The organism is Pseudomonas maioricensis (assembly GCF_022790535.1).
Taxonomy (GTDB): Bacteria; Pseudomonadota; Gammaproteobacteria; order Pseudomonadales; family Pseudomonadaceae; genus Aquipseudomonas; species Aquipseudomonas maioricensis.
In genome coordinates, this window is the sequence record NZ_LOHG01000005.1 from 24,391 (window position 1) to 50,882 (window position 26,492).

At 56.8% G+C, this 26,492-nt stretch carries 25 protein-coding genes; 11 read left to right on the plus strand and 14 right to left on the minus strand.

What is annotated here, in order from left to right; all coding sequences use genetic code 11:
• Positions 1–50 precede the first annotated feature (50 nt).
• Positions 51–728: a type 1 glutamine amidotransferase domain-containing protein gene (locus AUC61_RS09575; RefSeq protein ID WP_243245688.1), complete on the plus strand. Its 678-nt coding sequence runs from the start codon at positions 51–53 to the stop codon at positions 726–728.
• Between the two features lie 137 nt (positions 729–865).
• Complete coding sequence (locus tag AUC61_RS09580) at positions 866–2,002, plus strand: alkene reductase (protein ID WP_243245689.1); 1,137 nt, start codon at positions 866–868, stop codon at positions 2,000–2,002.
• A 131-nt stretch (positions 2,003–2,133) separates the two neighbouring features.
• On the opposite strand, the gene ydiJ is transcribed toward AUC61_RS09580, so the two are convergent.
• Entirely contained in the window at positions 2,134–5,172 is a 3,039-nt protein-coding gene (gene ydiJ / locus AUC61_RS09585; protein ID WP_243245690.1) for a D-2-hydroxyglutarate dehydrogenase YdiJ, read from the minus strand.
• A 158-nt stretch (positions 5,173–5,330) separates the two neighbouring features.
• On the opposite strand from ydiJ, the gene AUC61_RS09590 reads away from it, so the two are divergent.
• Positions 5,331–6,233, plus strand: coding sequence for a LysR substrate-binding domain-containing protein (locus AUC61_RS09590; RefSeq protein ID WP_243245691.1), 903 nt, complete (start codon positions 5,331–5,333; stop codon positions 6,231–6,233).
• Between the two features lie 104 nt (positions 6,234–6,337).
• Here the strand turns inward: AUC61_RS09590 and dapF are convergent, their stop codons facing one another.
• The 3 genes from dapF to AUC61_RS09605 all read right to left on the minus strand — a co-directional run bounded on the left by dapF (position 6,338) and on the right by AUC61_RS09605 (position 8,131).
• A complete protein-coding gene (gene dapF / locus AUC61_RS09595) occupies positions 6,338–7,159 on the minus strand; it encodes a diaminopimelate epimerase (protein ID WP_243245692.1) in 822 nt (273 codons plus the stop codon).
• 44 nt (positions 7,160–7,203) lie between these two features.
• The gene (locus AUC61_RS09600) at positions 7,204–7,533 is read right to left on the minus strand and encodes a DHCW motif cupin fold protein (protein ID WP_243246045.1); all 330 of its coding nucleotides are present in this window, start codon (positions 7,531–7,533) and stop codon (positions 7,204–7,206) included.
• A 286-nt stretch (positions 7,534–7,819) separates the two neighbouring features.
• Complete coding sequence (locus AUC61_RS09605; protein WP_243245693.1) at positions 7,820–8,131, minus strand: TM2 domain-containing protein; 312 nt, start codon at positions 8,129–8,131, stop codon at positions 7,820–7,822.
• A 447-nt stretch (positions 8,132–8,578) separates the two neighbouring features.
• On the opposite strand from AUC61_RS09605, the gene dusA reads away from it, so the two are divergent.
• Positions 8,579–9,589, plus strand: a complete 1,011-nt coding sequence (dusA, locus tag AUC61_RS09610; protein ID WP_243245694.1) for a tRNA dihydrouridine(20/20a) synthase DusA — start codon at positions 8,579–8,581, stop codon at positions 9,587–9,589.
• A 180-nt stretch (positions 9,590–9,769) separates the two neighbouring features.
• Positions 9,770–10,696 carry a transaldolase gene (tal, locus tag AUC61_RS09615; protein WP_243245695.1) on the plus strand — a complete coding sequence of 309 codons (927 nt, stop codon included), beginning with the start codon at positions 9,770–9,772 and terminating at the stop codon, positions 10,694–10,696.
• Between the two features lie 93 nt (positions 10,697–10,789).
• Here the strand turns inward: tal and rssC are convergent, their stop codons facing one another.
• Together rssC and rssB are read right to left on the minus strand one after the other, a co-directional pair.
• Entirely contained in the window at positions 10,790–11,272 is a 483-nt protein-coding gene (gene rssC / locus AUC61_RS09620; protein ID WP_122666469.1) for an anti-sigma factor antagonist RssC, read from the minus strand.
• On the minus strand, positions 11,269–12,453 hold the full coding sequence (rssB, locus tag AUC61_RS09625) for a two-component system response regulator RssB (RefSeq protein ID WP_243245696.1): 1,185 nt from the start codon (positions 12,451–12,453) through the stop codon (positions 11,269–11,271). Before rssB ends, rssC begins: the two co-directional genes overlap by 4 nt.
• Positions 12,454–12,717: 264 nt before the next feature.
• On the opposite strand from rssB, the gene AUC61_RS09630 reads away from it, so the two are divergent.
• Positions 12,718–13,017 (plus strand): PilZ domain-containing protein, encoded by a 300-nt coding sequence (locus AUC61_RS09630; RefSeq protein ID WP_243245697.1) that lies wholly within the window; start codon positions 12,718–12,720, stop codon positions 13,015–13,017.
• 78 nt (positions 13,018–13,095) lie between these two features.
• Here AUC61_RS09630 and AUC61_RS09635 read toward each other — a convergent pair whose 3' ends face one another.
• On the minus strand, positions 13,096–13,797 hold the full coding sequence (locus tag AUC61_RS09635) for an MlaA family lipoprotein (protein WP_122666467.1): 702 nt from the start codon (positions 13,795–13,797) through the stop codon (positions 13,096–13,098).
• Between the two features lie 209 nt (positions 13,798–14,006).
• Here AUC61_RS09635 and AUC61_RS09640 point away from each other — a divergent pair, with 209 nt between their 5' ends.
• Positions 14,007–14,615, plus strand: coding sequence for an HAD superfamily inactivated hydrolase PcrP (locus AUC61_RS09640; RefSeq protein WP_243246046.1), 609 nt, complete (start codon positions 14,007–14,009; stop codon positions 14,613–14,615).
• Between the two features lie 196 nt (positions 14,616–14,811).
• On the plus strand, positions 14,812–15,075 hold the full coding sequence (locus AUC61_RS09645; protein ID WP_122666465.1) for a DUF4404 family protein: 264 nt from the start codon (positions 14,812–14,814) through the stop codon (positions 15,073–15,075).
• Positions 15,076–15,136: 61 nt separating this feature from the next.
• Here the strand turns inward: AUC61_RS09645 and queF are convergent, their stop codons facing one another.
• From queF to AUC61_RS09670, 5 genes are all read right to left on the minus strand, one after another.
• Positions 15,137–15,967, minus strand: coding sequence for an NADPH-dependent 7-cyano-7-deazaguanine reductase QueF (gene queF, locus AUC61_RS09650; protein ID WP_243245698.1), 831 nt, complete (start codon positions 15,965–15,967; stop codon positions 15,137–15,139).
• Positions 15,968–16,041: 74 nt separating this feature from the next.
• Positions 16,042–16,554 carry a copper-resistant cuproprotein CopI gene (copI, locus tag AUC61_RS09655; protein ID WP_243245699.1) on the minus strand — a complete coding sequence of 171 codons (513 nt, stop codon included), beginning with the start codon at positions 16,552–16,554 and terminating at the stop codon, positions 16,042–16,044.
• Between the two features lie 92 nt (positions 16,555–16,646).
• A complete protein-coding gene (locus AUC61_RS09660) occupies positions 16,647–17,891 on the minus strand; it encodes a lipoprotein-releasing ABC transporter permease subunit (RefSeq protein ID WP_243245700.1) in 1,245 nt (414 codons plus the stop codon).
• A 72-nt stretch (positions 17,892–17,963) separates the two neighbouring features.
• Positions 17,964–18,647, minus strand: a complete 684-nt coding sequence (gene lolD / locus AUC61_RS09665) for a lipoprotein-releasing ABC transporter ATP-binding protein LolD (protein WP_243245701.1) — start codon at positions 18,645–18,647, stop codon at positions 17,964–17,966.
• 7 nt (positions 18,648–18,654) lie between these two features.
• The gene (locus tag AUC61_RS09670; RefSeq protein WP_243245702.1) at positions 18,655–19,905 is read right to left on the minus strand and encodes a lipoprotein-releasing ABC transporter permease subunit; all 1,251 of its coding nucleotides are present in this window, start codon (positions 19,903–19,905) and stop codon (positions 18,655–18,657) included.
• A gap of 125 nt (positions 19,906–20,030) precedes the next feature.
• On the opposite strand from AUC61_RS09670, the gene AUC61_RS09675 reads away from it, so the two are divergent.
• The gene (locus AUC61_RS09675) at positions 20,031–20,612 is read left to right on the plus strand and encodes a PilZ domain-containing protein (RefSeq protein WP_243245703.1); all 582 of its coding nucleotides are present in this window, start codon (positions 20,031–20,033) and stop codon (positions 20,610–20,612) included.
• Positions 20,613–20,792: 180 nt separating this feature from the next.
• Positions 20,793–21,515, plus strand: a complete 723-nt coding sequence (locus AUC61_RS09680) for a glycerophosphodiester phosphodiesterase (protein WP_243245704.1) — start codon at positions 20,793–20,795, stop codon at positions 21,513–21,515.
• 42 nt (positions 21,516–21,557) lie between these two features.
• Here the strand turns inward: AUC61_RS09680 and sthA are convergent, their stop codons facing one another.
• Positions 21,558–22,952 carry a Si-specific NAD(P)(+) transhydrogenase gene (gene sthA, locus AUC61_RS09685; RefSeq protein WP_122666457.1) on the minus strand — a complete coding sequence of 465 codons (1,395 nt, stop codon included), beginning with the start codon at positions 22,950–22,952 and terminating at the stop codon, positions 21,558–21,560.
• A 548-nt stretch (positions 22,953–23,500) separates the two neighbouring features.
• On the opposite strand from sthA, the gene tcuC reads away from it, so the two are divergent.
• Positions 23,501–24,793: an MFS transporter gene (tcuC, locus tag AUC61_RS09690; RefSeq protein ID WP_243245705.1), complete on the plus strand. Its 1,293-nt coding sequence runs from the start codon at positions 23,501–23,503 to the stop codon at positions 24,791–24,793.
• A gap of 172 nt (positions 24,794–24,965) precedes the next feature.
• Here tcuC and AUC61_RS09695 read toward each other — a convergent pair whose 3' ends face one another.
• Complete coding sequence (locus AUC61_RS09695) at positions 24,966–26,429, minus strand: glyceraldehyde-3-phosphate dehydrogenase (RefSeq protein WP_243245706.1); 1,464 nt, start codon at positions 26,427–26,429, stop codon at positions 24,966–24,968.
• Positions 26,430–26,492 lie beyond the last annotated feature (63 nt).

Below are 26,492 nucleotides of genomic sequence, written 5' to 3' on the forward strand. Positions count from 1 at the left end.
GATGTCCACTCTGCTTCATTGACCAACCTTTCCTCTTCAAGGAGTGCTTTATGAAAATTCTTATGGTTCTGACCTCTCACGATCAACTGGGTAACACCGGCAAAAAAACCGGCTTCTGGCTTGAAGAGTTTGCCGCTCCCTATTTCGCCTTCAAGGATGCCGGTGCCGAGATCACCGTCGTCTCCCCGGCCGGCGGTCAGCCACCGCTCGATCCAAAAAGTGACGAGCCGGATGCGCAAACCGCTGAGACGGATCGTTTCCGCAAAGACCCTGAGGCGCAACGCGTCCTCGCCAACACCGGCCTGCTGTCGGGTGTCCGCGCTGAAGACTTCGATGCCGTCTTCTACCCAGGTGGCCACGGCCCATTGTGGGATCTGGCCGTAGACAAGGACTCTATTGCACTGATTGAAGCCTTTGACCGTAGCAACAAGCCTCACGGCTTCGTCTGCCACGCACCGGGTGTGCTGATTAATGTCAAAGGTGCAGACGGCAAGCCATTGGTCAGCGGTCGTAAAGTCACCGGTTTTACTAACTCTGAAGAAGAAGCCGTTGGCCTGACCAATGTGGTGCCGTTCCTGATCGAAGACGAGTTCCAGCGTCTGGGCGGCGACTATTCGAAGATTGGCGATTGGCAGGTTTATGTAGTTGAAGACGGGCAACTGGTGACTGGCCAGAACCCTGCCAGCTCCGCAGCAGTCGCTGCAGCGTTACTGAAAAAACTGGGCTGACTCTCACGCTTCAAACGCCCTGCGACACGATTACCGTGGACGCCAAGCCGACCGGCAAAGCGTCCATTATTTTTAGATGAAAAATAGTCGACTGGTCTAATAAATATTAGACATTCAACGTCGACCAAGGCAGACCAATGAACGACTTAACAACCAACAGCCATTTCTTTACCCCAACCAGATTGGGTAATCACACGCTCAAAAACCGCATCGTACTGCCGCCCCTCACCCGGCAACGCAGCACGCAGCCAGGCAACATCGCTAACGAACTCATGGCGCAGTATTACAGCCAGCGCGCAGGGGCCGGTTTTCTGGTCACAGAAGGCACGCAAATCGAACCGCGCGGTCAGGGCTACGCCTGGACACCGGGTATCTACACACCAGAACAAATCGCAGGCTGGCGCAAAGTTACTGAAGCGGTGCATGCAGAAGGAGGCGTTATCTTCGCTCAGCTGTGGCATGTCGGCCGGGTGTCCCATACCGCGCTGCAACCGAATGGCGCCGCGCCCGTATCGGCTTCTGCCATTGCGGCAGACCAGGTAAGCGTGTTTATCGAAACCGCACCCGGTGCAGGCGAACTGGTTAAACCTTCCGTACCGAGAGCGCTGACTACCGATGAAGTTCAGGAGCTTGTTCAGCTCTACATTCAAGCGGCACGTAACGCGATAGACGCCGGCTTCGATGGCATCGAGCTGCATTGCGCCAATGGTTATCTGGTTAACCAATTCATATCAGCTCACAGCAATCACCGCGAAGATCAATACGGTGGCTCGCTGGATAACCGCCTGCGCTTCTTGCGTGAGATCGTCGCCGGTGTCGCCGAGTGCATCGGCAAAGAGAAAGTCGGTGTACGTTTCGCACCACTGTTCACCAGCACTGATGAAGCCCGTACGTACCTGGGCCTGGTGGAGGAAGATCCGCACACCACGTATATCGAAGCCATCAAAGTTCTCGAGAATGCCGGTATTGCCTATCTGTCCATCGCCGAAGCGGATTGGGATAACGCGCCTGCGATGCCTGAAGCGTTTCGTCGTGACGTGAGAAGCACGTTCAGCGGGGCGATCATGTATGCCGGTCGCTATACCTCGCAAAGCGGCGCGGCACTGCTGGACTCAGGCCTGGCTGACCTCGTTGCGTTCGGCCGCCCGTTCATTGCCAACCCGGACCTGCCAGCCCGTATCGCCAACGACTGGCCGTTGAATCCGATCAATCCGGCGACGGTGTATGGCGGCACTGCCGAAGGCTATGTGGATTACCCGCTGCACGCGCAGTAGCCATTCAAGGACGAGGACGACGACCATCTGTAGGAGCCGAGCTTGCTCGCGAAGAACGGTGACGCGGTACATCTGATGTACCTCATCGACTGATTCGCGGGCAAGCACCGCTCCAACAGAACGTGGCCAACTCAGCCTGCGACTTCCCTCAAGCGCGCCAGCAAAACCTGCAGCGGATGGAGCACCGTTGTCCCCTCCTGACGCTTGACCTGGCTGCGGCAGGAATAGCCATCGGCGACAACCCGCCCGGACGTGTTGAATTTCTGGATGAGCAGCTTCCACGACTGCCCGTAGATGATGTCCGACGTCGCAGCGTTTCGCGTTTCGTGCCCGTAAGTGCCTGACATTCCACAACAGCCACTGGCCTGAACCTGTAATTTCAGCCCTGCCCGTTCGAAGATCTTCTGCCACAAACCGATACTGCCGGGCTCGTTGGTCTTTTCCGTGCAATGCGGCAGGAAGTGATAAGGCTCGGCTTCTTTCAGCGCTTCGCCGTCCGGCAGTGCATTGATCAGCCACTCCTGCGCCAGCATCACCGAAGGTGTCTTGTCGGCATCCAGAGCCTTGGCGTACTCCTGCCGATAAACCAGGGTCATCGCCGGATCCAGTCCCACCAATGGAATCTGATACTGCTGCAGACTGAACAGTGACTGGCCGTTGAAGCTGGCAGCCTTTTCAAACGCTTTGAGGAAACCCTGCACCTGCAGCGGCTTGCCATTGGGCGCGTACGGGGCCAGATAAACCTTGTAGCCAAGCCTTGAGATCAGCTCCACCCAATCAGCCAGCAACGGGGTTTCGAAGAACCGGGTGAATGCATCCTGAACGAGGATCACACTTGTTGCCCGCTGCGCATCTGACAGGATTGCGAGGCGCTGTGGTGTCGCGATCTCGACATTCCAGCGTCGGCAAACGGCGGCAAAGTCCACCAGGCTCAACAAAGGACTGTCGACCATCCCCGCCATGCGCTCCAGCCCCCAGCGAACCGGACGTGCACTCATGACGAAGTTATAGAGGCGCGGCATCCTGGCAATATAAGGAACGGTGTATTCCAGCGAACCGATCAGGTAATCCTTGAGCGGACGCAGATAACGGCTGTGGTAGAGCTCAAGAAAACGCGAGCGGAATTCCGGCACGTTTACTTTCACAGGACATTGCCCGGCGCAGGACTTACACGCCAGACAACCTGCCATCGCGTCGTAGACCTCGTGGGAAAAATCATCCTGTCCCAACTTCTGCCTGACGGTATTCACCGCTCGCCGGGCGATATTCTGCGTCGCCCCGGAGGCGGCATTCAGAACATCAACACCCTGCGCCCCTTGCAGTCGTAGCCACTCACGGATCAGCGAGGCCCGCCCCTTGGGAGAGTGAATACGGTTGCGCGTGGCCTTCCACGAAGGACACATGGCGTCATCAGGGTCGAAGTTGTAACACGCGCCATTGCCGTTGCAGTGAAGCGCCGCGTCATAGCTGCGCCACACGCGCTCATCAATGGTGCGATCCAGTTCGCCACGCAAACGGACCTCGTCGACACGGGTCAGTTGAGCGCTCGGCACAGTCCCCGGTGTTGCGATCTTGCCCGGGTTGAGCTGGTTGTGCGGGTCAAACGCCGCCTTGAGTGCCTGCAAAGCAGGATAAAGCTCACCGAAGTAGTCAGGCACGTACTGGGAGCGTAAGCCCTTGCCATGTTCGCCCCACAACAAACCGCCGTGCTTTTGCGTCAGGGCCGCAACAGCGTCGGAAATCGGCCGGATCAAGGCCGCCTGATGCGGATCTTTCATGTCCAGAATCGGCCGAACATGCAACACGCCAGCATCGACATGACCAAACATGCCGTACTGCAGGCTGTAGCTGTCCAGCAGCGCCCGGAACTCATGGATGAAGTCAGCGAGGTTTTCAGGGGGAACAGCGGTGTCCTCCACAAACGGCTGCGGCCTGGCTTCGCCTTTGACGTTGCCGAGCAAGCCCACTGCGCGTTTGCGCATGGCATAGATACGTTTGAGCGCGTCGGCGCCTACCGCAAGGGTGTGACCCAGTCGCACAACAGACGTGTCGCGCTGCAGGTGCAAGACGAATTCATGGACTTTTTGCTGAACGACTTCTTCATCATCGCCGCTGAACTCAATGATATTGATGCCCAGTGTCGGCGTGTCGGGGTTTTCCGGGAAGTACTCTGCGACGCCGTGCCAGACTATGTCTTTCATCGCCAGCATCAGGACTTTCGAATCGACGGTTTCGATGGAAAGAGGCTTCATTTCCATCAACGCTTTTGCGTCGCGCAACGCATCCATGAACGCCGCGTAACGCACGTTCACCAGAATCGAATACTTGGGAATCGGCAAGACATTCAATTTAGCTTCAACGATGAAGCCGAGTGAGCCTTCGGAACCGCACAGAACGCTGTTCAGGTTAAAACGACCGTCCGGCTCGCGCAGGTGCGCCAGGTCGTATCCGGTCAGGCAGCGATTGAGCTTGGGAAATGTGCTTTCGATCAGTCCAGCCTGAGTATCAATAATGCCCAGCGCACACCGATACACCTCACCTGAACGATCACTGCGACTGACAAGTGCTGCAAGTTTATCGGCATCAATCGGCATGCTGTCCAGGCGATCACCACCTAGCAGCACCGTGGAAAGCTCAAGCACATGGTCTCGGGTTTTACCGTAAGTACAGCTGCCCTGCCCGCTTGCATCGGTGTTGATCATACCGCCAATAGTCGCGCGGTTTGACGTCGAAAGCTCGGGCGCGAAGAACAACCCATGAGGCTTGAGCGCGGCGTTGAGTTGATCCTTGACCACACCACTTTGCACCCTGACCCAACGCTCCTCGACATTGATCTCAAGGATGTTGTTCAGATGGCGAGACAGATCAACGACAACCCCGTCAGTCAACGACTGACCATTGGTGCCCGTGCCACCACCACGGGGCGTGAGGACGACCTTGCTGTGCCGAGGATCAGCGACCAGCCGGGAAACAACCGCTACATCCTGTTCATCCATAGGGAACACCGCCGCCTGGGGCAGACGCTGGTAAATCGAGTTATCAGTTGCCAATACCGTACGGGCGCCATAATCACGCACTATTTCGCCACGAAAACCCGCAGTCTGGAGCGCGTCGAGGAATGCTTCGTACGTGGTGTTCTGGACATCAGGCAGCGGCAACCGGGCAATCATGTGGAATTCCTACAGGCTAAAAAGCTAATCTATGCATTCACGTTGGGCATGCTCGGCTTATCGCACGCAGAGCATCAGACTCTATTTTTTGTTAATTTTTGCGCCTCTCAGGCTTGGTCACAAGCGTAATTCCTGCTGGGTTTGCATGAGTGTTATGAATGAACCCTAGAAGACTGACCCCATCGATGTCGCTGTTGATCGCTTTTGAGGCCGCCGCCCGGCACGGCAGCTTCACCAAGGCAGCCGAGGAACTGACGCTGACCCAGAGCGCTGTCAGTCGGCAGGTGCAGACGCTGGAGGCTCAACTTGAAGTCGAACTGTTCCGGCGTGACGGGCGCAAGATCGAACTGACCGCCGCAGGTGCGCTGTATCAGCATGAGCTGGCGGCAGCGCTGGGGCGCATTCGCAGCGCAACCTTGCAGACCATTTCCTACAAGAATGATGGCGGGCCATTGAATCTGGCAGTCCTGCCAACCCTGGGTTCGAAGTGGCTGCTGCCGCGCATGCATGAGTTCTATGCAAAACACCCCGGGATACTGGTGCACATCCACTCACGGATTATTCAGGCGGAAGCCCAGCCCACGACTCACGACATGGACGCCATCATCTGCGTCGGCTCAGGCGAATGGCCAGGCTACATCTCGCATAAGTTGCTCAGCGAAAAGCTCGTCGTCGTTGCCAGCCCCACTGCCCTGCCTGAGTACCGGGCCATGTCACCGGCTAACGTGGCCGAGCACGCGCTGTTGAACGTGGTATCAAGGCCCAGCGCCTGGTCGGACTGGTTCGACAGCCATGATGTCGACCACCGAAACATGAGATCCGGCCCGAGCTTCGAACTCACGGCGCATCTTATTCAGGCAGTTTCGGCAGGCATCGGGATCGGACTGGTCCCTGAAATTCTCGTACAGGACGAGCTCAAGAGCGGCGAACTCGTTGCACTGTTTGACTCGATGGACAGCGGGCGCAGCTACTACCTCGTCTACGCGACACGTTACCAGCATTTGCCATCGTTGAATGCCTTCAGCCATTGGCTGCTGTCGCTGCCGTTTCCTGACAAGTAAAGTGCATTTCTTGTAGGAGCTGCCGAAGGCTGCGAAGCATTAACCGCTATCGCAGCCTTCGGCAGCTCCTACATATCGCTCGTTCACCGCGCGGTCCTACCGACTCAGGCAAGGGACTCCAAAAGGCTGTCCGCGATCACTCCCGACGCAACACTCTCTACCGAGCCGATAAGAAACACCGGCCCTCTGCCGTCCCAGCGAACCGTTACGCTTCCGCCATCGCACTCGACTTCGACACACGGGTCCAGCAGGCCACGACGAATACCGTTCACAACCGCGCCGCAGGAGCAGGAGCCTGAACCGAGCGCAATGCCAGCCCCACGCTCCCAGATGCGTAATCGAATATGCTGCCGACTCATAATCTGAACGAAATGCACATTCGTCTTGAGCGGAAACAAGTCATTGGTCTCAAGCGCCGGACCGATTTTCGCGATATCGACATCGGCCAGATCTTCTACGAAATACGTGCAGTGTGGATTGCCCATGCTGCAAGCTGTTGGACGGCCAGCCAGTGGCAAAACAACCGAGTCCAGCTCCAGGGCCAGCGGAATATCGGCCCAGCCGAAGAGCGGCTTGCCCATGTCGACCGCGATATCACCGTTAGACGTTCGCTCGCACGCCAACAAGCCGCGATTCGTCCTTAACGTTACCGACGTGACGTCCGCTTCACGCATCAACAGATCCGCAACACCCCGCGTCGCGCTTCCACACGCATCCAGCGCAGAGCCGTCCGCGTTCCAGAATATCAAGCGTGCCGCAGCATCGTCGCAATCCAGCAGCACCGCGAGTTGATTGAAGCCAAGGCCCCGATTCCGGTCACCCAATCGCCGGGCAACGGCACTGGTGAACGGGTTGGTAGCGTTTCGCGTATCCACAACGACGAAGTCATCGCCATTGGCATGCATTTTATGAAAACCAAACGGCATCAATAGATCCTGCGACTAGACATGGGGGTGATATTCAAAGCGCTTCAGTCCACCACAAACAACTTCGCGCCGGTAGTGGTAAATGACCGATGCCCTTCAGCGTCATTACTCACTTGATAGCTCATACCGGCGGTGAGTACGAATTGGCGACCATCCTCCAGCTCGGTGTGCAATTCGCCCTCCAGACACAGCAGGATATGGCCTCTCCAGCACCAGTGATCCGCCAGGTAGCCGGGGCTGTATTCGACCATGCGCACACGGACCGAACCAAACTGGCAGGTGCGCCAGTAAGCAGTACCGGTTTCACCGGGATGTTCTACAGGTTCGATTATCGACCAGTCGGTTGTACCGAACGGGAAAGCGGTAAGTTCAATCATGGCGAGCTCAAAACTCAAGGGATGTAAACCGTATCAGCCTGACGGAGCGGCCGACAGATACAGATTACTCAAGGTCGCAGGATACAGAGCGCATCCTTTCGGCCTTACGAAATTGGGTCATGCATATTGAGAGCGATACATTTACTCGCCCTACTGAAGAAGTAGCGAGCTTGCGGAAAACACAAACAAAGAAGGCGCCTCGCCGGCGCCCTTCCCTGATTCAACGAGCCCACTGACAGACTTGCGTGCTACGCAATTCAAGCCGCCAGCGACTATTGCAAATCTATTTTTGCTGAAGTATTGCCACTTCAAGACGTGCCTCATGACGAGCTTTTTCGGCGCCTGCCTGAATAATTCCAGGAATCAGAAAAGCATCAACCAACAGCCAGATGCCGGTAATGATAAGAGGGAAGATGGTGAAGCAACCAATCAAGGTAATGATCAGTTGAATAACTGCAGTGCCCGTTTTGCCGAGATAAAAACGGTGACCGCCGAACCCGCCCAAAAAGAACCACAGCAGATAAGCGACACCAGTAGATTTCTTGGCATTCGCGACTTTCTGCTCAACCAGCATTTCGGCTTGCAACGATGACATTCAGGCTTCCTTTCCCAATCGGGATTCCATGTGTCGAACTGACACGATCTGATTCAAGGCAGGGATAGTATCATTTTGAAATCATCTAACTGTTGAGAAAACCGAAAAATTTGTGAGAGATAAATCCTGCCTGCAAAATGGTACAGCTGGGTGCAGTGCTCTGCACATCGCATCTCGCGCTGCCAGCCCGGCCTCCTGACGTATCAATCAGGACTGGGCAATTTGCTTACGATCAAAGCTCTGGGCTTCCTGATAAACTACGGCTCCGGCGCGTCTCAGCCTGATCTGTACCGTGTACCTGGTTTCACCTGTTTTTATTCTTCCATTGCGTGATCGTGCCCAGCTCTTTTCTTGAGTGCTAAAAATTTTTTCGAATGCAAAACTTAGTACTGAGCATGAAAAAGTAGCCTGAAAAGGCTAAAACCCGCTCCAAACTGACTATAGAAAATGCCACCAGATATTGCCGCAAAGCCACGTAATACAAGCCCTGCCCCCTCCCGCCGCTTCTCCGTGGCGCCGATGATGGACTGGACTGATAGACATTGCCGTTTCTTCCTGCGCCTCCTCTCCAAGAACGCCCTGCTCTACACCGAAATGGTCACCACTGGCGCTTTGCTCAACGCTGATCCACATCGCTTCCTTCAGCACGACGAGGCGGAGCATCCGCTGGCGTTGCAGTTGGGCGGTAGCGTGCCGGCGGATCTGGCGGCGTGTGCGCGGATGGCTGAGGCCGTGGGCTATGACGAGGTCAATCTGAATGTCGGCTGCCCGAGTGACCGGGTGCAGAACAATATGATTGGTGCCGTGCTCATGGGGCACCCGCAACTCGTGGCTGATTGCGTGAAAGCGATGCGGGATGCGGTGTCGATACCGGTGACGGTCAAGCACCGGATCGGGATCAATGGCCGCGACAGTTATGAGCAATTGTGCGATTTCGTCGGCACTGTGCGCGAAGCGGGCTGCACCAGTTTTACCGTGCACGCGAGAATTGCGATTCTTGAGGGGCTGTCTCCCAAGGAAAACCGCGACATCCCGCCACTGCGCTATGACGTCGCTGCGCAATTGAAGCGCGACTTTCCTGATCTGGAAATCATCCTCAATGGCGGGATCAAGACCCTTGAACAATGCCAGGAACACTTGCAGGTGTTCGACGGCGTGATGCTGGGTCGTGAGGCTTATCACAACCCTTATCTGCTGGCTGAAATCGATCAGCAGTTGTTCGGTAGCGATGTTCCGGTGATTTCCCGCGCCGAGGCGCTGGCGGCGATGCGTCCGTACATTGCAGCGCACATCCAGAGCGGTGGCTCAATGCACCATGTCACACGTCACGTGTTGGGCCTGGGCACCGGTTTCCCAGGGGCACGCCGCTTCCGGCAACTACTTTCGGTGGACATCCACAAGACTCAGGATCCATTGGCGCTTCTGGATCAGGCGGCCGGGCTGCTGGAAGGTCGCTGAAGCCACAGAGTTGAACCCACGGAACAAGTGCCGCAGATCGTGCTCCAACCAGTCTGGATCGAGTTTTCGCCCACCCGGGCAGCAGGCCGCCCTGTTCTGGCGCGGCGTTACGCTTTGCGCCCTTGAGTGGGCAGCAACGCTCGGGTAATGTCACCTAACCGCACAGGACAGAGCACGCTCATGACTTCCAAGCTGGATCAACTCAAAGCATTCACCACCGTTGTTGCCGACACCGGCGATTTCGCTGCCATCGAGAAACTCAAGCCGGTCGACGCGACCACCAACCCCTCCCTGCTGCTCAAGGCCGGTTCCAGCGACAGCAATGCTGACCGCCTCAAGGCAGCCTTCAGCGGCGCTAATGGCGATATTGGCCTGGCGTCTGATCGCTTTGCCGTCGCTATCTGCCAGGAAATTCTCAAGGTTGTGCCGGGCCGCGTTTCCACCGAAGTCGATGCCCGCCTCTCTTTTGATACCAATGCCTGTATCGACCGCGCCCAACGCCTGATCGATATGTACGAAAAGGCCGGGATCAGCAAGGATCGGATTCTGATCAAGCTGGCGTCGACCTGGGAAGGTATCCGCGCTGCGGAAGTACTGGAAAAGAAAGGCATCCAGTGCAACCTGACTCTGCTGTTTTCCTTCGCACAGGCCCAGGCGTGTGCCGATGCTGGCGTCTTCCTGATTTCGCCGTTCGTGGGCCGGATCTACGACTGGTACAAAAAGGCTGAAGGCAAGGATTACGTCGGAGCCGAAGATCCGGGCGTGAAGTCCGTGACCCGCATCTACAACTACTACAAGACCAATGACTACAAGACCGTGGTCATGGGTGCCAGCTTCCGCAACCTGAGCCAGATCGAGCAATTGGCGGGCTGTGATCGCCTGACCATCAGCCCGGACCTGCTGCAAAAGCTGGCGGAAGACACTGGCACACTGGAGCGCAAGCTGAACCCGGGCAACGCCGGTGAGCCGCGTGTAACACTCAACGAGAGCCAGTTCCGTTGGGCGTCCAACGAAGATGCCATGGCAACCGAGAAGCTGGCCGAAGGTATTCGTCAGTTCGCTCGCGACCAGGAAAAACTCGAAGCATTGCTCAGCGCCAAGGTCTAATTACTGCGCTGAAATACTAAAAGGGCGACATCCTCGCGGATGCCGCCCTTTTTGCTGATCGTCATTCAGTTACGAATCAAAAGTCTTTATTGATCAGTGACGCTCAAGCGCGTTGACCAGATCGTGGAATGCTTCGCGATTGGAATCGTTGAGCCCCATCAGAATCTTGTGCGCTTCCAGCACCTTGGCCTTGACCACTTCTTCGCACTGATCCTGGGACGGCAGATCCGTCAGGCATTCAGGGCACGGGATCGGCCGGTCGACAATGTTGAACACCTGATCGAAACCCATCGACTGCAAAAGCCGGGTGATGTCTTCATGGGTGGTGACCAGCGTCGGCAAGAGCCCGACTTTTTGACGCGACAAAATCGACAGCTTGGCCAGCAAGCCAAGCGTCGTGCTGTCGATGCTACGGGTTTCGGTCAGGTCGATAACCACCGCCGAAAAATTCAGAGCGGTGAAGATTCGCTCAATAGTCGCATCCAAAGCCGAACATAAGGTCAGGCGCACTTCCCCAACAAACTTGAGAACGAAGGTGCCTTCTTGCTCGGCGAACTGGATTCTACCGGTACTCATTCAAGGTTCCTGCTCAACACTAACAAGGCGATATCATCCGGCATCTCCCCTAGCGTGGCCAATCCAAAAGTCTGACGCAAGCCATCCAGGCTGCCGCCCGCCGCTTTTACCAGTTCAGGTAATGCGGCCTCTTTCTCTTTGAGTGTATCACCGGGAAGTAGATCCAGAATGCCATCAGACAACAGAGTCAGACTAAAAGACTCTGGCAAGTCGATCACATGATCCTGATAGGTGGCTTCGTTAAACAGACCCACCGGCAAACCGCGACCTTGCAGGTAGCGTGCTTCACCCGGCGTATACATCACAGGCAACGGCAGATGACCGCCGACTGCGTACGTCAATTGCCCCGACTCCTCGTCAATCACACCGCCCACCATCGTCACATGCTTGCCCAGCTTGCAGCTGATCAGACCGCGGTTGATGTGGCCGAGGACATCCGAAGGCTTGAACTCCGGTAGTGTACCGCCTCGCTTGGATTCGAACAGCAAGCGCGTGGTCATGAACTTCAGCAGCACGGTAATGAATGCCGATGAAGCACCATGTCCGGAAACATCTGCCAGATAGAACGCCACCCGGCGCTCGTCGACACGGAAGTAATCGACGAAATCACCCGACAGATAAAGCGACGGGATGATTTCATGGGCGAAGTTGAACTGGTCGATCGACCATGGACTGATCGGCAGCATGTTCATTTGCACCTGGCGACCGGCATCCTGATCTTCCTGAAGAAGATGCAGGCTGGCCTCCAGTTCGCGGTTGGCGGCTTCAAGCTTCTTGCGGTAAAGCTGGTTTTCCTGAAGCAGACGCGCACGATCCAGAGCCCGACGAACCGAGTGTTCCAGCACCGCCAGGTCTTCAAGGGGCTTTATCAGGTAATCGGCAGCACCGAGGCGTAGCGCCTCGACGGCATCATTCATGACGCCCGCACCTGATACCACGATCACGGGGGTTTCCGGCGCGATCGCCGTTACCTGACGGATAAGCTCGAGCCCACCCATCTGCGGCATGCGCAAGTCGCAGATCACCAGATCGGGCTTGTCCTGCTCGAATATCTGTATGCCCTGTAAGCCATTGTTAGCTTGCAGGACGCTGAAGCCACTGTCTTCCAAGTAGGCGGCGAGGCTCGCTCGCACTACTTCGTCGTCATCGATTATCAGCAGCGTGGCACTGGTTTTCTGCATGTGGGCAAACGGCGCCAGATTAGGTTGGCGTAGGCAACCCGGTTCACGGGTCTGCGTACTGGATTCGCTTCTAGCCTCTCTGACCGCACGACCGGACTTTTGATCCTGTAAGTGGCGTTTCAGAGGTGCCCTTCAAGGCGCAGACGGTACTCCCATCCGACGGGCGTTTCAAGCACGCGCCAGCGCCCACTTTGCGTCTTTACACGGCAAATCGCTCAGAGTTATAAGAACCATGAATTCAGCAACGAAAACGAAGGACTAGACATGAGTCTAAATGATCGAAGCTACGAGGAGAAACGAGACTACATCCGGATGCGCGTGGAAGCCGACATCAGTTTGATCTACGCAGGCCAGGTCATCCCGGCTGTGTGCATTGATCTATCGAGCTCCGGGATGCAGGTACAGGCGCCCAGAACTTTCAAAGTGGGCGACAAACTGAGCGTGCGAATCGATTCAGACCATGCAGCCCTCAAGGGCCTTGAAGCAGAAACAGAGGTAGTGTGGGTAACTGACGAGGCCGATGGCGGACAAAAACTGGGCCTGACTATCGTCAAGATGAACTGAGCCCCGGCGGAACTGGTTCACAAATAGTAAAAAATAAAGGCGACCACAGGTCGCCTTTATTTATTTCCATCGCATCAATCAGAAATCGTCAGTGACCTGACCGTCCTTGACGCGGAACTCGCGGTTCTGCAGATACGCGTTACGAATGAAGATGTACTTGTCGCCATTGATCAGGCGTTCGGCCGACAACAGACTGGCACGGGTATCAACCAGGTTTATGCCCAGCGCAGTGTTGCGCGTAGGCACGTGATCGATGTAGCGGTACGGCGAAGTGTAGGTATCAGGATACTTGGCAATGGCGTCACGCACAGTGCTTGGACCAAACAATGGCAGCACAACATACGGACCGCTTTGCACACCCCAGTAACCCAGTGTCTGACCAAAGTCTTCGTCACTGCGCTGAAGGCCCATCTTGGTGCCCACATCAATGAAGCCCAGCAGACCGAAAGTGGTGTTGAAGATCAAGCGAGCGGTATCGACACCGGCAGCGGCAGGTTTGGCCTGTAGCACATTGTTGGCCAGATTTCCGACATCACCGATGTTGTTGAAGAAGTTATGCACGCCGTCTTCGACAAACTGCGGGGCAATGAATTGATAACCCTGCGCGATAGGCTTCAGTGCATAGGTATCAATGGTGTCGTTGAAGCGGAAGACAACGCGGTTAACACCTTCCCACGGATCTTCTTCGGCGGCCTGTGCAACCATTGGCACCAGCGCCATACCGGCACAAACACACAGCTGAGCAAGACGATTGAACACACCAGCACCGGTCACGGGCATAGCTGAAACTCCTGGCAAAAGTAATGAAGCGGGCGCTACGCCCCCACACGTCAAGGCGGGGAGTATAAGGCCATATGACAGGAATTAGGCAGCACCTTGGCTATTGGAGCCTGTAAGACCGATAAAACACTTTTAAACACCATCACCAGATATTCATCTTACTGTCACAAATGCCCCGTAGCGTTCAGCGTTATTTCAGAGATATCGCCATGCTCGCGCCCGTGACAGCTCCCCTGCCCGCGTTTACCGCCGTTCTTTTTGGCCTGAGCGGCTGCCTGGTGGATTTTGGTGCGCAAGCGCGCAATGCGTCCGAATTGAGCGATGAGCATTCGCTGCCTACGCTTGGCGCCTTGAGAGCATTACAGAGGCTGCATCAGCAGGCAGTGCCCTGTGCATGGCTGGACGAATTACCGGAAGAGCTTACAAATCAGCTGGCTCAACCATTGAGCCAGCTGATTCGCGCCACCCCTGCCGCCCGAGCAGGCTGGCCCGCTCCCCATGCTTGCTGGCAGGCGCTTATGGAGTTGAACGTCAGCCAACTGAATGGCTGTGTACTCGTCAGCGGCGAGCCACGCTTGCTGCAGGCGGGCCTCAGCGCCGGGCTGTGGACAGTCGGCCTCGCGTCATGTGGCTCACTGTGCGGCCTATCCCCTTCCCAGTGGCATGCCCTGACCGATGCCGAGCGCGAATACCGTCGGGGCCAGGCGACATTGCAGCTTTACGCGCTTGGCGTGCATTCGGCGATTGATCATCTGGGCGAACTGGAGTCGTGCCTGGCCGATATCGCGCTCCGCCGGGCCAAGGGCGAGAAGCCCTGAAATAGAATTTTTGGGCGCACTCCCGGACTGTAAACACAGACCCGCAGGACTGGCTCGAGCCGCGAGGGCGCCGGACTGGACGCGCAATCTGCAGGCAAGCCGCACCAGAGTGGATTAGTCTTGTCACATACCCATGACGAACCTTTGGCCTGACGCCGGGGTCCATGGGACAGACTTATCAATGAAGGAGCACGTCATGCCTGCCCGCGAACTGCAAGAACAACTCAATACCCTGCGCGAGCAACTGGAGCAGAATCCACCTCTTAATGAAGCGGAGCGCGCCGATCTGGAAGCCCTGGCGCAGCAGATCCAGTCACAAATCGAGCTGGAGTCCGTAACTCAGGATCCTAGCCTGGCCGATGGCGTCAATCTTGCCGTTGAGCGTTTTGAACTTGAACACCCGGGCATCGCAGGCACACTGCGCAATATCGTCGTGACCTTGGGAAACATCGGCATTTGACGTCCTGAGAAGGCAAACCGGTCCCCATAAAAAAGCCCGTCAGTGACGGGCTTTTTGCTGGCTACTGTCGGGCTAGCCGACGGTTATCCGGGGTAATCGACTCCGTGCTGCGATACGGATTGATATCCAGCCCGCCGCGACGCACGTAACGTGCGTACACCGTCAGCTTCTCTGGTTTGAGCAAGCGCTGCAGGTCGAGAAAGATACGCTCGACGCACTGCTCATGAAAATCCGAATGCTGCCGGAAGCTGACGATGTACGCCAGCAGGCTCGCAGGGTCCAGCTCGGCACCGCGATACTCCACCGCTACGCTGCCCCAGTCCGGCTGACTGGTCACCGGGCAGTTGGACTTGAGCAAGTGACTGTGCAGGCTTTGCTCGACAACACGAGATTCATCGCAACGCAGCAGTTCAGGCTGCGGCCGGTCGTAGCTATTGATACTCACATCAAGCTCGTCGATGCACACCCCCGGCATCGTCGCCACGCCTTCGCTTTCAATGTCCGCCAGGCTGCGAATGCGCACACCGACTGGCTTGCCTGCAGCGGCTGACAAGTCCTTCACCAAAGTCGCGATCAGCTCGGCACGGTCAGCAAAGGCCGTCTGATTCAACGAGTTCAGGTACAGCTTGAACGATTTGGACTCGATGATATTCGGCGAATCAGCCGGGATGCTGAACTCGGCAATGGCCACGACTGGCTTGCCGGATGGCAGCAGCCAGGACAATTCATAGCAATTCCAGAAGTCCACGCCCTGATAGGGCAACGTCTGTGCAGTCAACCCCAGCTCGGCCCATTTCGCGGCACGTGGGATCGGGAACAACAGTGACGGTGTGTAAGTGGCAATGTATTCACTGGACTTGCCCAGCGGCGAGTGTTCGGCTGCAGGATGCATGACGGTACCTGGATCACTTGAAGCTATCGGAGTAAGCCAACAAGTTTATAGGGTTTACGCCGCGCTTTCAGCGGCTACTCGGTAATTGTCAGTTTGCCGACCATACCCGCCTGATAATGCCCAGGCAGATTGCAGGCGAATTCAAGATTGCCGGCCTTGGCAAAGGTCCATGTCAGCTCAGTGGTTTTCCCAGGCTCAACCAGCACGCTGTTGGGATCATCGTGCTTCATTTCCATGGAGCCGTGATCCATTGCGTGATGATTCATGCCGGTGGGCGTGAGCATGCCGCTCTGCTGCATCTTGATCATTTCCTGCTGATGACTGGCATGCATCGCTGCATCACCCAGATTGAACTCATGCAGCAACTGGCCCTTGTTGATCAGCACAAAGCGCACGGTCTCACCTGCCTTGACCTGCACCGCCTTGGGATCGAAATACATGTCACCTAAAACCAGTTCGATCGTGCGCGAGGCCTGAGCGGCTGGCGCAGCGTGCCCGAACGCAAGTGCGGGGGTCGGCGATGCGAGCAATGGCTGACTGAGTGTCAGCAGCGCGGCAACCAGTGAGAGACGAGTGATAGAGGGCATGGTGTTCTCCAGAGTGGCGAAAACAGAGGCGGAAGTGGGCGGCACTGGCGGGCAGACCTGACAACAGGAACCTGTCAGGCCCACCCCATCAATTACTCGTAACGCAATGCGTGCGCTGGCTGAATCTGCGCCGCACGCCAGGCCGGGTAAAGTGTGGCCAGAAAACTGAGAATGAAGCCAGCGCTACAGATCAGCACCACGTCGCCCGCTTGCAACTCGGAAGGCAGGTTGCTGATGAAGTACACATCGGAGCTGAAGATGTGCTGGCCACTGACCCGCTCCACCCAACCCACAAGACTACTCACGTTGATTGCTGCGATGATCCCGAGCACGCCGCCAATAATAGTGCCGACGATACCGATGACCGTTCCCTGAACCATGAAGATGGTCATGATCTGCCGGGGCGTCGCGCCGATGGTGCGCAGGATCGCAATGTCCGCGCCCTTGTCATTCACCACCATGATCAGCGTGGCGATGATATTGAACGCCGCCACGGCGACGATCATCAGCAGCAACAGGCCGATCATGGTTTTTTCCATTTTCATCGCACTGAACAGACTGCCCTGAGTGTGGGTCCAGTCATCGGCGCGGTAGTCCGCACCCAGCCCGCCAGCGATCACCTTCGAGACCTCAGGCGCCTTATACAGATCTTTCAAGGCCAGTCGCACGCCCTGCACCTGATCAGGCTGCCAGCGTTGAATCTGCGCGGCGTCGGCGACATTGATCAAGGCCATGGAGCCATCAAGCTCGGCACCTACCTTGAAGATACCGACCACCGTCAACCGTTGCAGACGCGGCGTGATGCCCCCCGGCGCGCTGCTGACTTCAGGCACGATCAAGGTCAACTTGTCACCGACGTTAAGGCGGAAGCGGCGAGCACTCAGCTCGCCCAGCACCACACCGAACTCACCGGCTTTCAAGTCCTGCAGTTTGCCCTGCACGATATGCTTGGCAACGATCGATACCTCATGCTCCAGCGCAGGATCGACACCGCTGATCTGGATTGGCTGCATCGCTCCCTTGTAGGACAGCATGCCGTCCATTTCAGTGAACGGCACAGCGGCAGTGACCTCAGGATTTTTCAGCGCGGCGTCGGCGACCGGCTTCCAGTCATTCAGCGGCTGGACGCCTGCGATGACTGCGTGAGGGACCATGCCCAGGATGCGCGAACTCATTTCCCGCTGGAAACCGTTCATTACAGACAGCACGACAATCATCGCCAGCACACCGAGCGCCAGGCCGATCATCGAGGTCATGGAAATGAACGAGATGAAATGGTTGCGGCGCTTGGCGCGGGTGTAGCGCGTGCCAATAAAAATGGATAACGGTCGAAACATTCGCAGTGCACCGTAGAAAAAATTACCGCAAAAATGACACCCGGCGCGATCGATTGCGCCGAGTCAACGGGGTCACGCTTCTACCAGACGCCCATCTTCCAGACGCCACACACGATCCATCTGTCTGGCCAGATTCATGTCGTGAGTCACCACCAGAAACGCAGTACGCGACGAAGTGCTCAGCTCCAGCATCAAATCCTGAATGCCCTGCCCGGTGTGGTGATCCAGGTTACCGGTCGGCTCGTCGAGCATCACCAGGCCAGGCTGATTGACCAGTGCACGGGCAATGGCCACACGCTGACGCTCACCACCAGACAACTCGGAAGGTTTGTGCGCCAGACGGTGCCCAAGCCCTACCCGCTCCAGTAACGTTGTCGCACGCTGACGGGCTTCCGGGATCGCCGTCTTGCCAATCAGCAGCGGCATGCAGACGTTTTCCAGCGCAGTGAACTCCGGCAACAAATGGTGGAACTGGTACACGAAACCCAGCGCCCGGTTGCGCAACAGGCCGCGGGCCTTTTCACCCAATGCGGAAAGCTCTTCGCCCGCCAGCCAGACACTGCCCTCGGAAGGCGTATCGAGGCCGCCCAGAAGGTTGAGCAAGGTACTTTTGCCAGAGCCTGAACTGCCGACAATCGCCACGCGCTCGCCTGGAAATAATTCCAGTTGCAGCCCGGACAGGACTACAACCGACTCAGGGCCTTCCTCATAGGATTTGCCCAGGTTGCGGCAACTCAATACTGCTTTATCACTCATGCCCGACTCACTCATAACGTAACGCCTCCGCCGGTTGGGTGCGCGCTGCGCGCCAGGCCGGATACAAGGTGGCGAGGAAACTCAGGACCAATGCCGCACCGCATACCATCAACACGTCTTCGGCCATCAGTTGCGACGGCAGATAGTCGATGAAGTACACGTCAGCGTTGAGAAACTTGTGGCCGATCAGGCCTTCCAGAACGGAAATCGCGGCGCTGACATTGAGCGCGGCGATGATGCCTACAACCGCGCCTATAAAGGTTCCGACAACGCCGATCACCGTGCCCTGGACCATGAAAATCGCCATGATCTGCCCAGGCGTGGAACCCAGGGTGCGCAGGATCGCAATGTCGCCCTTCTTGTCGTTGACCACCATGACCAGCGTGGAAATGATGTTGAACGCAGCTACTGCGACAATCAGCAACAGCAGCAGCCCGATCATGGCTTTTTCCATGCGGATCGCCTGATACAAGTTGCCGTGGGTGCGGGTCCAGTCGCGGGAGTAGTAGTTGTGCTCGCCGAGGGTCTGGGCGATTTGATAAGAGGTACGCGGCGCTTCGAACAGGTCTTCGAACTTGAGACGCAGCCCCTGGACCTCGTTGGCTTTCCAGCGATGCAAACGGCCCAGATCGTCAAGGTTGGTCAGCCCCAGGTAACCATCAAGTTCACCAGCCCCCACATGAAAAATACCGGTCACGGTAAAACGCTTCATGCGCGGGAACATGCCTGCGGGGGTCACCGTCACTTCAGGAGCAACAAAGGTCACCTTGTCACCCACTCCGACACCGAGCTTGGTGGCCGCCTTATCGCCGATCACGATGCCGAAGTCACCGGCCGCCAGATCATCGAGCTTCCCCTGTTTCATGAAGTTATCGATGATCGAAACTTTCCGCTCCTGCGCCGGGTCGATGCCATTGAGCAGGACTTTCTGCACATTGCCGTTATTGGTCAGCAAACCCTGCATCTGGGTGAATGGTGCGACAGCGACAACCTGCGGATTTTGCCTGACCTTGTCAGCCAGGGCCTGCCAGTTGCCGATCGGTTCACCGGCTTCAATGGTGGCGTGCGGGACCATGCCGAGTACGCGAGTACGCATTTCATGATCGAAACCATTCATGACCGATAAGACGACTATCATGACCACTACGCCCAGGGCGAGACCAATCATGGACGTCAGGGAAATGAAGGAGACAAAATGATTTCGGCGTTTGGCACGGGTGTAACGCGTGCCTATGAATACAAAAAGAGGTCTGAACATTTAGGGACTTGTTCGGAGGAATGGGGACGTCCTTGTGGCGGGCCTAAGCGTGCAGCTTTACACTCGAAAACACTCTAAGCACTGCGAGCAACCACTATGACCATCGCCGCTACCATGGGTTCGCCATGTCGACATTAGATGAAGAAGAACGCCGCGAATACTACCGTATCGAGGACAGTGTCGCACTGGAAATTAACCTCCTGTCCAGTACCGACCACGCCGGGCACCAGGCCATGCGTGAGACCTCGGCACTCTTTGAACTGCTCAGCGAACTGCACATCAGCGAGTTCGAATCCCAGCACCTTTTGCGTCAGCTGGACGAGCGGGATCGGGTGGTGAGCAGCCTGCTGCAGTCGTTCGGCAAGCGCATTGAACTGCTCGGCCGCGTGGTCGCGCAAACCACACTGGGCAAGCTCGGGGCCCCGCAGCCAGTGATTATTTCGGAAGGAGGCGTGCAATTCCATAATCCTGCAAGCTTCGCCGTTGATGCCCAACTGTCGATCAAAATGGTCCTGATGCCGCAAGCTTCGGCTTTGATGCTGCACGCCAAAGTGACGCATTGCGACATGCTGCCGGATGGCCAATTCGAGATCGGTACCGAGTTCATTGATCTTCCAGACTCTCAGCGCCAACTGCTGGCCCGATACATTTTGCAACGACAAGCCGCGCTGCGACGGCAGGCGCTGGAGCAGGAAAAACCTGAATAAAGGACACGCTGATCCTGTAGGAGCTGCCGGAGGCTGCGATAGCGGTGTGTCAGGCTAAATGCTTCGCAGCCTTCGGCAGCTCCTACAGGGAATGTATTCCATCCAGAGGGTGCATTTGATAACAGCAAAGAAATGACCATCACACCAAGACCGACGCCTTGAAGGCCACCAGGAGTAAACGTGACCCTTATTTATGGCCACCGCGGCGCCAAAGGCGAAGCACCGGAAAACACCCTGACCAGTTTTCAGGAATGCCTCAAGCACGGCGTACGCCGCTGCGAACTTGATCTGCATCTGTCCCGTGACGGGGAACTGATGGTGATCCATGACCCAACCCTGAAGCGCACCACCGACAGGCGCGGCAAGGTGATTGAACACAGCGCAGCGGATCTGGTGACCTATGACGCTCGTAAAGGCGGCCCGGGCTGGATCAATCCCTGCCCGATCCCTCGCCTGGAGGAGCTGTTTGAAAAGTGCGATTTCGAGCACTGGCAACTGGAGGTCAAAAGCGCTTCGCGCACCCGGGCCGCATCAACCGTACTGGCAATCCGCGAAATGGCTCAGCGTCATGGACTGCTGGACAAGATCACGATTACCTCAAGCTCTCGGGAAGTGTTGCGGGCGGCGCAGGAACTGACGCCGGATATCTCACGCGGCCTGGTGGCCGAATACGCCTGGCTCGACCCGCTGAAGGTCGCCCAAAGCTACGGCTGTGAGTATCTGGCATTGAACTGGACACTCTGCACCCCTGAACGCCAACAGAAAGCCCAACGTCAGGGTTTGCATGTGTCGGTGTGGACCGTCAACGAACCCGCGCTGATGCGCAGGCTCGCCGACTTCGGCGTAGACAGCCTGATTACAGACTTTCCCGGTTTGGCCAGCGCCACCCTCGAGAATCGCTGAAATCGGTCTCCCCGGCCGGCTCAGGCCACCGGCCGGAGTCGCTTAAAAAAGCCGGTTCAGACCATCATAGGCAGCTACCCGATAGGCTTCAGCCATGGTCGGGTAGTTAAACGTGGTGTTGACGAAGTACTTCAGGGTGTTGGCTTCACCCGGCTGGTTCATGATCGCCTGCCCGATGTGCACAATCTCTGATGCCTGGTCGCCGAAACAGTGCACACCCAGAACCTCAAGGGTTTCGCGGTGGAACAGGATCTTCAGCATGCCCACGCGTTCGCCGGAAATCTGCGCCCGCGCCATGCCCTTGAAGAACGCCTTGCCCACTTCGTACGGCACTTTGGCCTGAGTCAATTCGTGTTCGTTTTTGCCGATCGAGCTGATTTCCGGAATCGTGTAAATCCCCGTCGGCACGTCATTGACATAGCGCCAGCTGCCGTTGTCGACGACTACGCCCGCTGCCGAACGACCCTGGTCGTAAGCGGCACTTGCCAGACTTGGCCAGCCAATCACGTCACCCGCACCATAGATGTTGGGCACGTTGGTGCGATAGCTGTCATCAACTTCAATTTGCCCGCGACCATTCGCCTTGATGCCAACGTTCTCCAGACCCAGCTTATCGGTATTACCGGTACGACCGTTGCACCAGAGCAATGCGTCGGCTTTGATCTTCTTGCCGGATTTGAGGTGCAGGATCACACCGTTATCCAGGCCTTCGACCTTTTCATACTCTTCGTTATGGCGAACCATGACGTTGTTATTACTGAAGTGGTAACTCAACGCCTGAGAGATTTCCGAGTCGAGGAAGCTCAGCAATTGGTCGCGGTTATCGACCAGCTCGACCATTACGCCCAGACCGCTGAAGATCGACGCGTATTCACAGCCAATCACACCAGCGCCATAGATGATTAGTTTGCGCGGCGTGTGACCCAGGCTGAGGATGGTGTCACTGTCGTAGATACGCTTGTGGGAGAAGTCGATATCTGCGGGGCGATAAGGCCGCGATCCTGTGGCGATAATGATCTGGTTGGCGACCAGCTTCTCGACTACACCGTTGCCGCACACCACATCGATGCTGTTCTCGTCAGCAAAGCTGCCGGTACCGAAAAATACGTCGACGCGGTTACGGGCGTAGTAGCCGGTGCGCGAAGAAACCTGTTTCGAGATAACGATTTCGGCGTTCTTCAACACGTCCGGGAACGAAAACCAGCGCGGCTCGCCAATGGCCCGGAACATCGGGTTGGTGTTGAAGTGAATGATTTGCTTGACCGAATGACGCAAGGCCTTGGACGGGATAGTACCCAAGTGTGTGCAGTTACCGCCGACCTGCCGACGGCTGTCGACCATCGCTACTTTACGCCCCGCCTTGGCGGCGTTCATTGCCGCGCCTTCCCCGGCAGGGCCGGAACCCAATACCACTACGTCGTAGTTGTAGACAGCCATGCGTACTCCTTAGAACAGGCCGAGGTACCACTCTGGCATCTCTGGCTAAATCACATCGCGGCCGGCGACATGAAGGATCGAAACCTGGCGCGCAGTCTAAACCTGCGCCAATCGGTGGAACATTAACCGTTGGTAGCGTCGCAAGCCACTTTTGTCTGCGACCAAATGACGCTGCGACCAGTCAAGGCTGCGCATGATAAAGCGCTTGGCGTAACGATTCACATCAAAAACACGACATTCCTGAAATCTTCGTCAACCACCCTTCCGTGGCATCGCCCTGATGAAGTTAGCGAGTCTGCAAATCGCAGATGAAATCACGCGCCATCGCGCGGACATTAAGTAGCAAGAGTTGTTTTTAGAACCTTTTACACATATGGTTACAATTGTGCGTTGCGTGCAGGCAGGAGCCTTGACCGATGCAGCAGGACATAAAAATACAACGGATCCTTTGGGGTTACTGCCACGTCAGCACGACCGGGCCAGAGCCATCTGGCTAACGTTGATGAAACGCAGAACCTCGACCAGATAGCCCAAGCGAGTAATTTTCAATGGCCTCGAATACCGGCAAAGGCAAAGCGATTTTTCGCGTTGTCAGCGGCAACTTCCTTGAAATGTTTGACTTCATGGTCTACGGCTTTTACGCCACTGCCATCGCCAAAACCTTCTTCCCTTCCGACAGCGCGTTCGCATCTCTGATGCTTTCGCTGGCCACCTTTGGTGCCGGCTTTCTCATGCGCCCACTGGGTGCGATCTTTCTCGGTGCCTACATTGACCGTCACGGCCGCAAAAAAGGCCTGGTCGTCACGCTGGCGATGATGGCAATGGGTACCGTGCTGATTGCCTGCGTTCCGGGTTATGCAACGCTAGGCGTCGCCGCACCGCTGCTCGTGCTGCTGGGTCGTTTGCTGCAAGGCTTCTCGGCTGGCGTTGAACTGGGTGGTGTATCGGTTTATCTGGCTGAAATTTCCACGCCGGGCCGTAAGGGCTTCTTCGTCAGCTGGCAGTCCGCAAGCCAGCAGGCAGCCGTGGTCTTCGCTGGCCTGCTGGGCGTAGGCCTGAATCACTGGTTGAGCCCGGAAGAAATGGGTGAATGGGGCTGGCGCGTGCCGTTTCTGATCGGCTGCCTGATCGTACCGGTGATCTTCGTGATTCGTCGTTCCATGGAAGAAACACCGGAATTTCAGGCCCGTACTCATCGCCCCACCCTTAAAGAAGTGGTGCGCTCGATTGGCCAGAATTTCGGCCTGGTGATCGGCGGCATGGCACTGGTAATCATGACCACCGTGTCTTTCTACCTGATTACTGCCTACACGCCGACGTTTGGTAAAAACGAGCTGCACCTGTCCGATCTCGACAGCCTGATCGTGACGGTTTTTGTCGGGATATCAAACTTCATCTGGCTGCCAGTGATGGGCGCGCTGTCCGACCGTATCGGTCGCAAACCGCTATTGCTGGGGGCGACCGTGCTAGCAATTGCGACAGCCTACCCTGCCCTGTCCTGGCTGGTGGCCCACCCAAGTTTCGGCAACCTGCTGATGGTCGAACTGTGGCTGTCCTTCCTGTACGGCTCGTATAACGGCGCAATGGTGGTTGCCCTGACCGAAATCATGCCAGTGGAAGTGCGTACAACCGGCTTCTCCCTGGCCTACAGCCTTGCGACTGCGACCTTCGGTGGCTTTACCCCGGCTGCTTGTACTTACCTGATTCACGCCCTGGACAACAAGGCGGCGCCGGGCATCTGGCTGACGGGCGCCGCAGTGCTGGGTCTGGTGGCTACATTGGTGCTGTTCCGCAAAGGCGGGCAGAAGCTGCAAGCGCCTGAGGCTGTGACTGCCAGTTGAGTCACCCTGTAGGAGCTGCCGAAGGCTGCGAATGGCGGAGTATCAGATAGACCGCCTTCGCAGCCTTCGGCAGCTCCTACAGATACCAGGCAAAAAAACGCCCCGACCAGTTACCCGGTCGGGGCGTTTTTGTTTCTGCTTGTAGCTTGTCGCTTAAAGCCTGTAACTGCGCTTAGCGCGGGAATGCTGGTGGGTTAACGCCCGCCATGTCTTCCATCACGCGAACCACCTGGTGGCTGTAACCGAACTCGTTGTCGTACCAGACATACAGAACAACGCGATTATCATTGGCGATAGTTGCTTCAGCATCCACTACACCGGCGTGGCGCGAGCCGACGAAGTCAGTGGAAACCACTTCCTGAGAGTTCACGAAGTCGATCTGCTTGTGCAGGTCCGAGTGCAGCGCCATGTAACGCAGGTACTCGTTCATTTCTTCGCGAGTGGTCGCCTTCTCAAGGTTCAGGTTGAGAATCGCCATGGAAACGTTCGGCGTAGGGACACGGATCGCGTTACCGGTCAGCTTGCCAGCCAGTTCAGGCAGCGCCTTGGCAGCAGCAGTGGCAGCACCGGTCTCGGTGATCACCATGTTCAGCGCAGCACTACGGCCACGACGATCGCCTTTGTGGAAGTTGTCGATCAGGTTCTGGTCGTTGGTGTACGAGTGAACGGTTTCAACGTGACCATTGACGATGCCGAACTTGTCGTTGACTGCCTTGAGCACCGGCACGATGGCGTTGGTGGTGCAGGAAGCCGCAGAAACAATCTTGTCGTCAGCTGTGATTTCACCGTGGTTGATACCGTGCACGATGTTCTTCAGCTTGCCTTTGCCAGGTGCGGTCAGGACCACACGATCAATGCCCGGGCACGAAAGGTGCTGCCCAAGACCATCGGCATCACGCCATACACCGGTGTTATCCACCAGCAGTGCGTCCTTGATACCGTACTGGGTGTAATCCACCTCGGTCGGGTTCTTGGCGTAGATCACCTGAATCAGGTTGCCATTGGCGGTGATGGTGCTGTTGGCTTCATCGACGGTGATAGTGCCATCGAAAGGACCGTGCACCGAGTCACGACGCAACAGGCTCGCACGCTTGACCAGATCGTTCTCGGCGCCTTTACGGACGACGATTGCACGCAGGCGCAGGCCGTCGCCACCGCCGGTTTTTTCGATCAGGATACGCGCCAGCAGGCGACCGATCCGGCCGAAGCCGTACAGCACAACGTCGGTGCCTTTACGTGGCGAAGCGTTTTGTTGACCCACCAGCTCGGCCAGCTCTTCACGGACGAAGTCTTCGGCGGTACGGCCATTGCCTTCAGTCTTGAACTTCACAGCCAGCTTGCCGAGATCCACCGAGGCAGCGCCCAGTTTCAGCTCGCTCATGGCTTTAACGAGCGGGAAAGTCTCGTGTACGGACAACTCGCTTGCATCGGACTGACGGTGACGCGCAAAGCGGTGAGCTTTGAGAATCGCGATAACCGAACGGTTGATCAGGCTGCGGCCATAGATCGAACTCACCACATTGTTATTGCGGTAGAGCTGACCGATAAGCGGGATCATCGCCTCGGCGAGGGCTTCACGATCAATCCATTCACCAAGACACTGGTCGGGCTTCTGAGTCACGGGAACCTTCCACATGTAGGGGCTGAAAAAAGGGGCTACATTATGCCGCCGCCTTTGTTTAAGGGCAATGCGCCGTTG

Coding starts and splice junctions, on each gene's coding strand:
- AUC61_RS09575 (WP_243245688.1), top strand. CDS start 51: ATGAAAATTCTTATGGTTCTGACCTCTCACGATCAACTGGGTAACACC.
- AUC61_RS09580 (WP_243245689.1), top strand. CDS start 866: ATGAACGACTTAACAACCAACAGCCATTTCTTTACCCCAACCAGATTG.
- ydiJ (WP_243245690.1), bottom strand. CDS start 5,172: ATGATTGCCCGGTTGCCGCTGCCTGATGTCCAGAACACCACGTACGAA.
- AUC61_RS09590 (WP_243245691.1), top strand. CDS start 5,331: ATGAACCCTAGAAGACTGACCCCATCGATGTCGCTGTTGATCGCTTTT.
- dapF (WP_243245692.1), bottom strand. CDS start 7,159: ATGCCGTTTGGTTTTCATAAAATGCATGCCAATGGCGATGACTTCGTC.
- AUC61_RS09605 (WP_243245693.1), bottom strand. CDS start 8,131: ATGTCATCGTTGCAAGCCGAAATGCTGGTTGAGCAGAAAGTCGCGAAT.
- dusA (WP_243245694.1), top strand. CDS start 8,579: ATGCCACCAGATATTGCCGCAAAGCCACGTAATACAAGCCCTGCCCCC.
- tal (WP_243245695.1), top strand. CDS start 9,770: ATGACTTCCAAGCTGGATCAACTCAAAGCATTCACCACCGTTGTTGCC.
- rssC (WP_122666469.1), bottom strand. CDS start 11,272: ATGAGTACCGGTAGAATCCAGTTCGCCGAGCAAGAAGGCACCTTCGTT.
- rssB (WP_243245696.1), bottom strand. CDS start 12,453: ATGCAGAAAACCAGTGCCACGCTGCTGATAATCGATGACGACGAAGTA.
- AUC61_RS09630 (WP_243245697.1), top strand. CDS start 12,718: ATGAGTCTAAATGATCGAAGCTACGAGGAGAAACGAGACTACATCCGG.
- AUC61_RS09635 (WP_122666467.1), bottom strand. CDS start 13,797: ATGCCCGTGACCGGTGCTGGTGTGTTCAATCGTCTTGCTCAGCTGTGT.
- AUC61_RS09640 (WP_243246046.1), top strand. CDS start 14,007: ATGCTCGCGCCCGTGACAGCTCCCCTGCCCGCGTTTACCGCCGTTCTT.
- AUC61_RS09645 (WP_122666465.1), top strand. CDS start 14,812: ATGCCTGCCCGCGAACTGCAAGAACAACTCAATACCCTGCGCGAGCAA.
- queF (WP_243245698.1), bottom strand. CDS start 15,967: ATGCATCCTGCAGCCGAACACTCGCCGCTGGGCAAGTCCAGTGAATAC.
- copI (WP_243245699.1), bottom strand. CDS start 16,554: ATGCCCTCTATCACTCGTCTCTCACTGGTTGCCGCGCTGCTGACACTC.
- AUC61_RS09660 (WP_243245700.1), bottom strand. CDS start 17,891: ATGTTTCGACCGTTATCCATTTTTATTGGCACGCGCTACACCCGCGCC.
- lolD (WP_243245701.1), bottom strand. CDS start 18,647: ATGAGTGATAAAGCAGTATTGAGTTGCCGCAACCTGGGCAAATCCTAT.
- AUC61_RS09670 (WP_243245702.1), bottom strand. CDS start 19,905: ATGTTCAGACCTCTTTTTGTATTCATAGGCACGCGTTACACCCGTGCC.
- AUC61_RS09675 (WP_243245703.1), top strand. CDS start 20,031: ATGTCGACATTAGATGAAGAAGAACGCCGCGAATACTACCGTATCGAG.
- sthA (WP_122666457.1), bottom strand. CDS start 22,952: ATGGCTGTCTACAACTACGACGTAGTGGTATTGGGTTCCGGCCCTGCC.
- tcuC (WP_243245705.1), top strand. CDS start 23,501: ATGGCCTCGAATACCGGCAAAGGCAAAGCGATTTTTCGCGTTGTCAGC.
- AUC61_RS09695 (WP_243245706.1), bottom strand. CDS start 26,429: ATGTGGAAGGTTCCCGTGACTCAGAAGCCCGACCAGTGTCTTGGTGAA.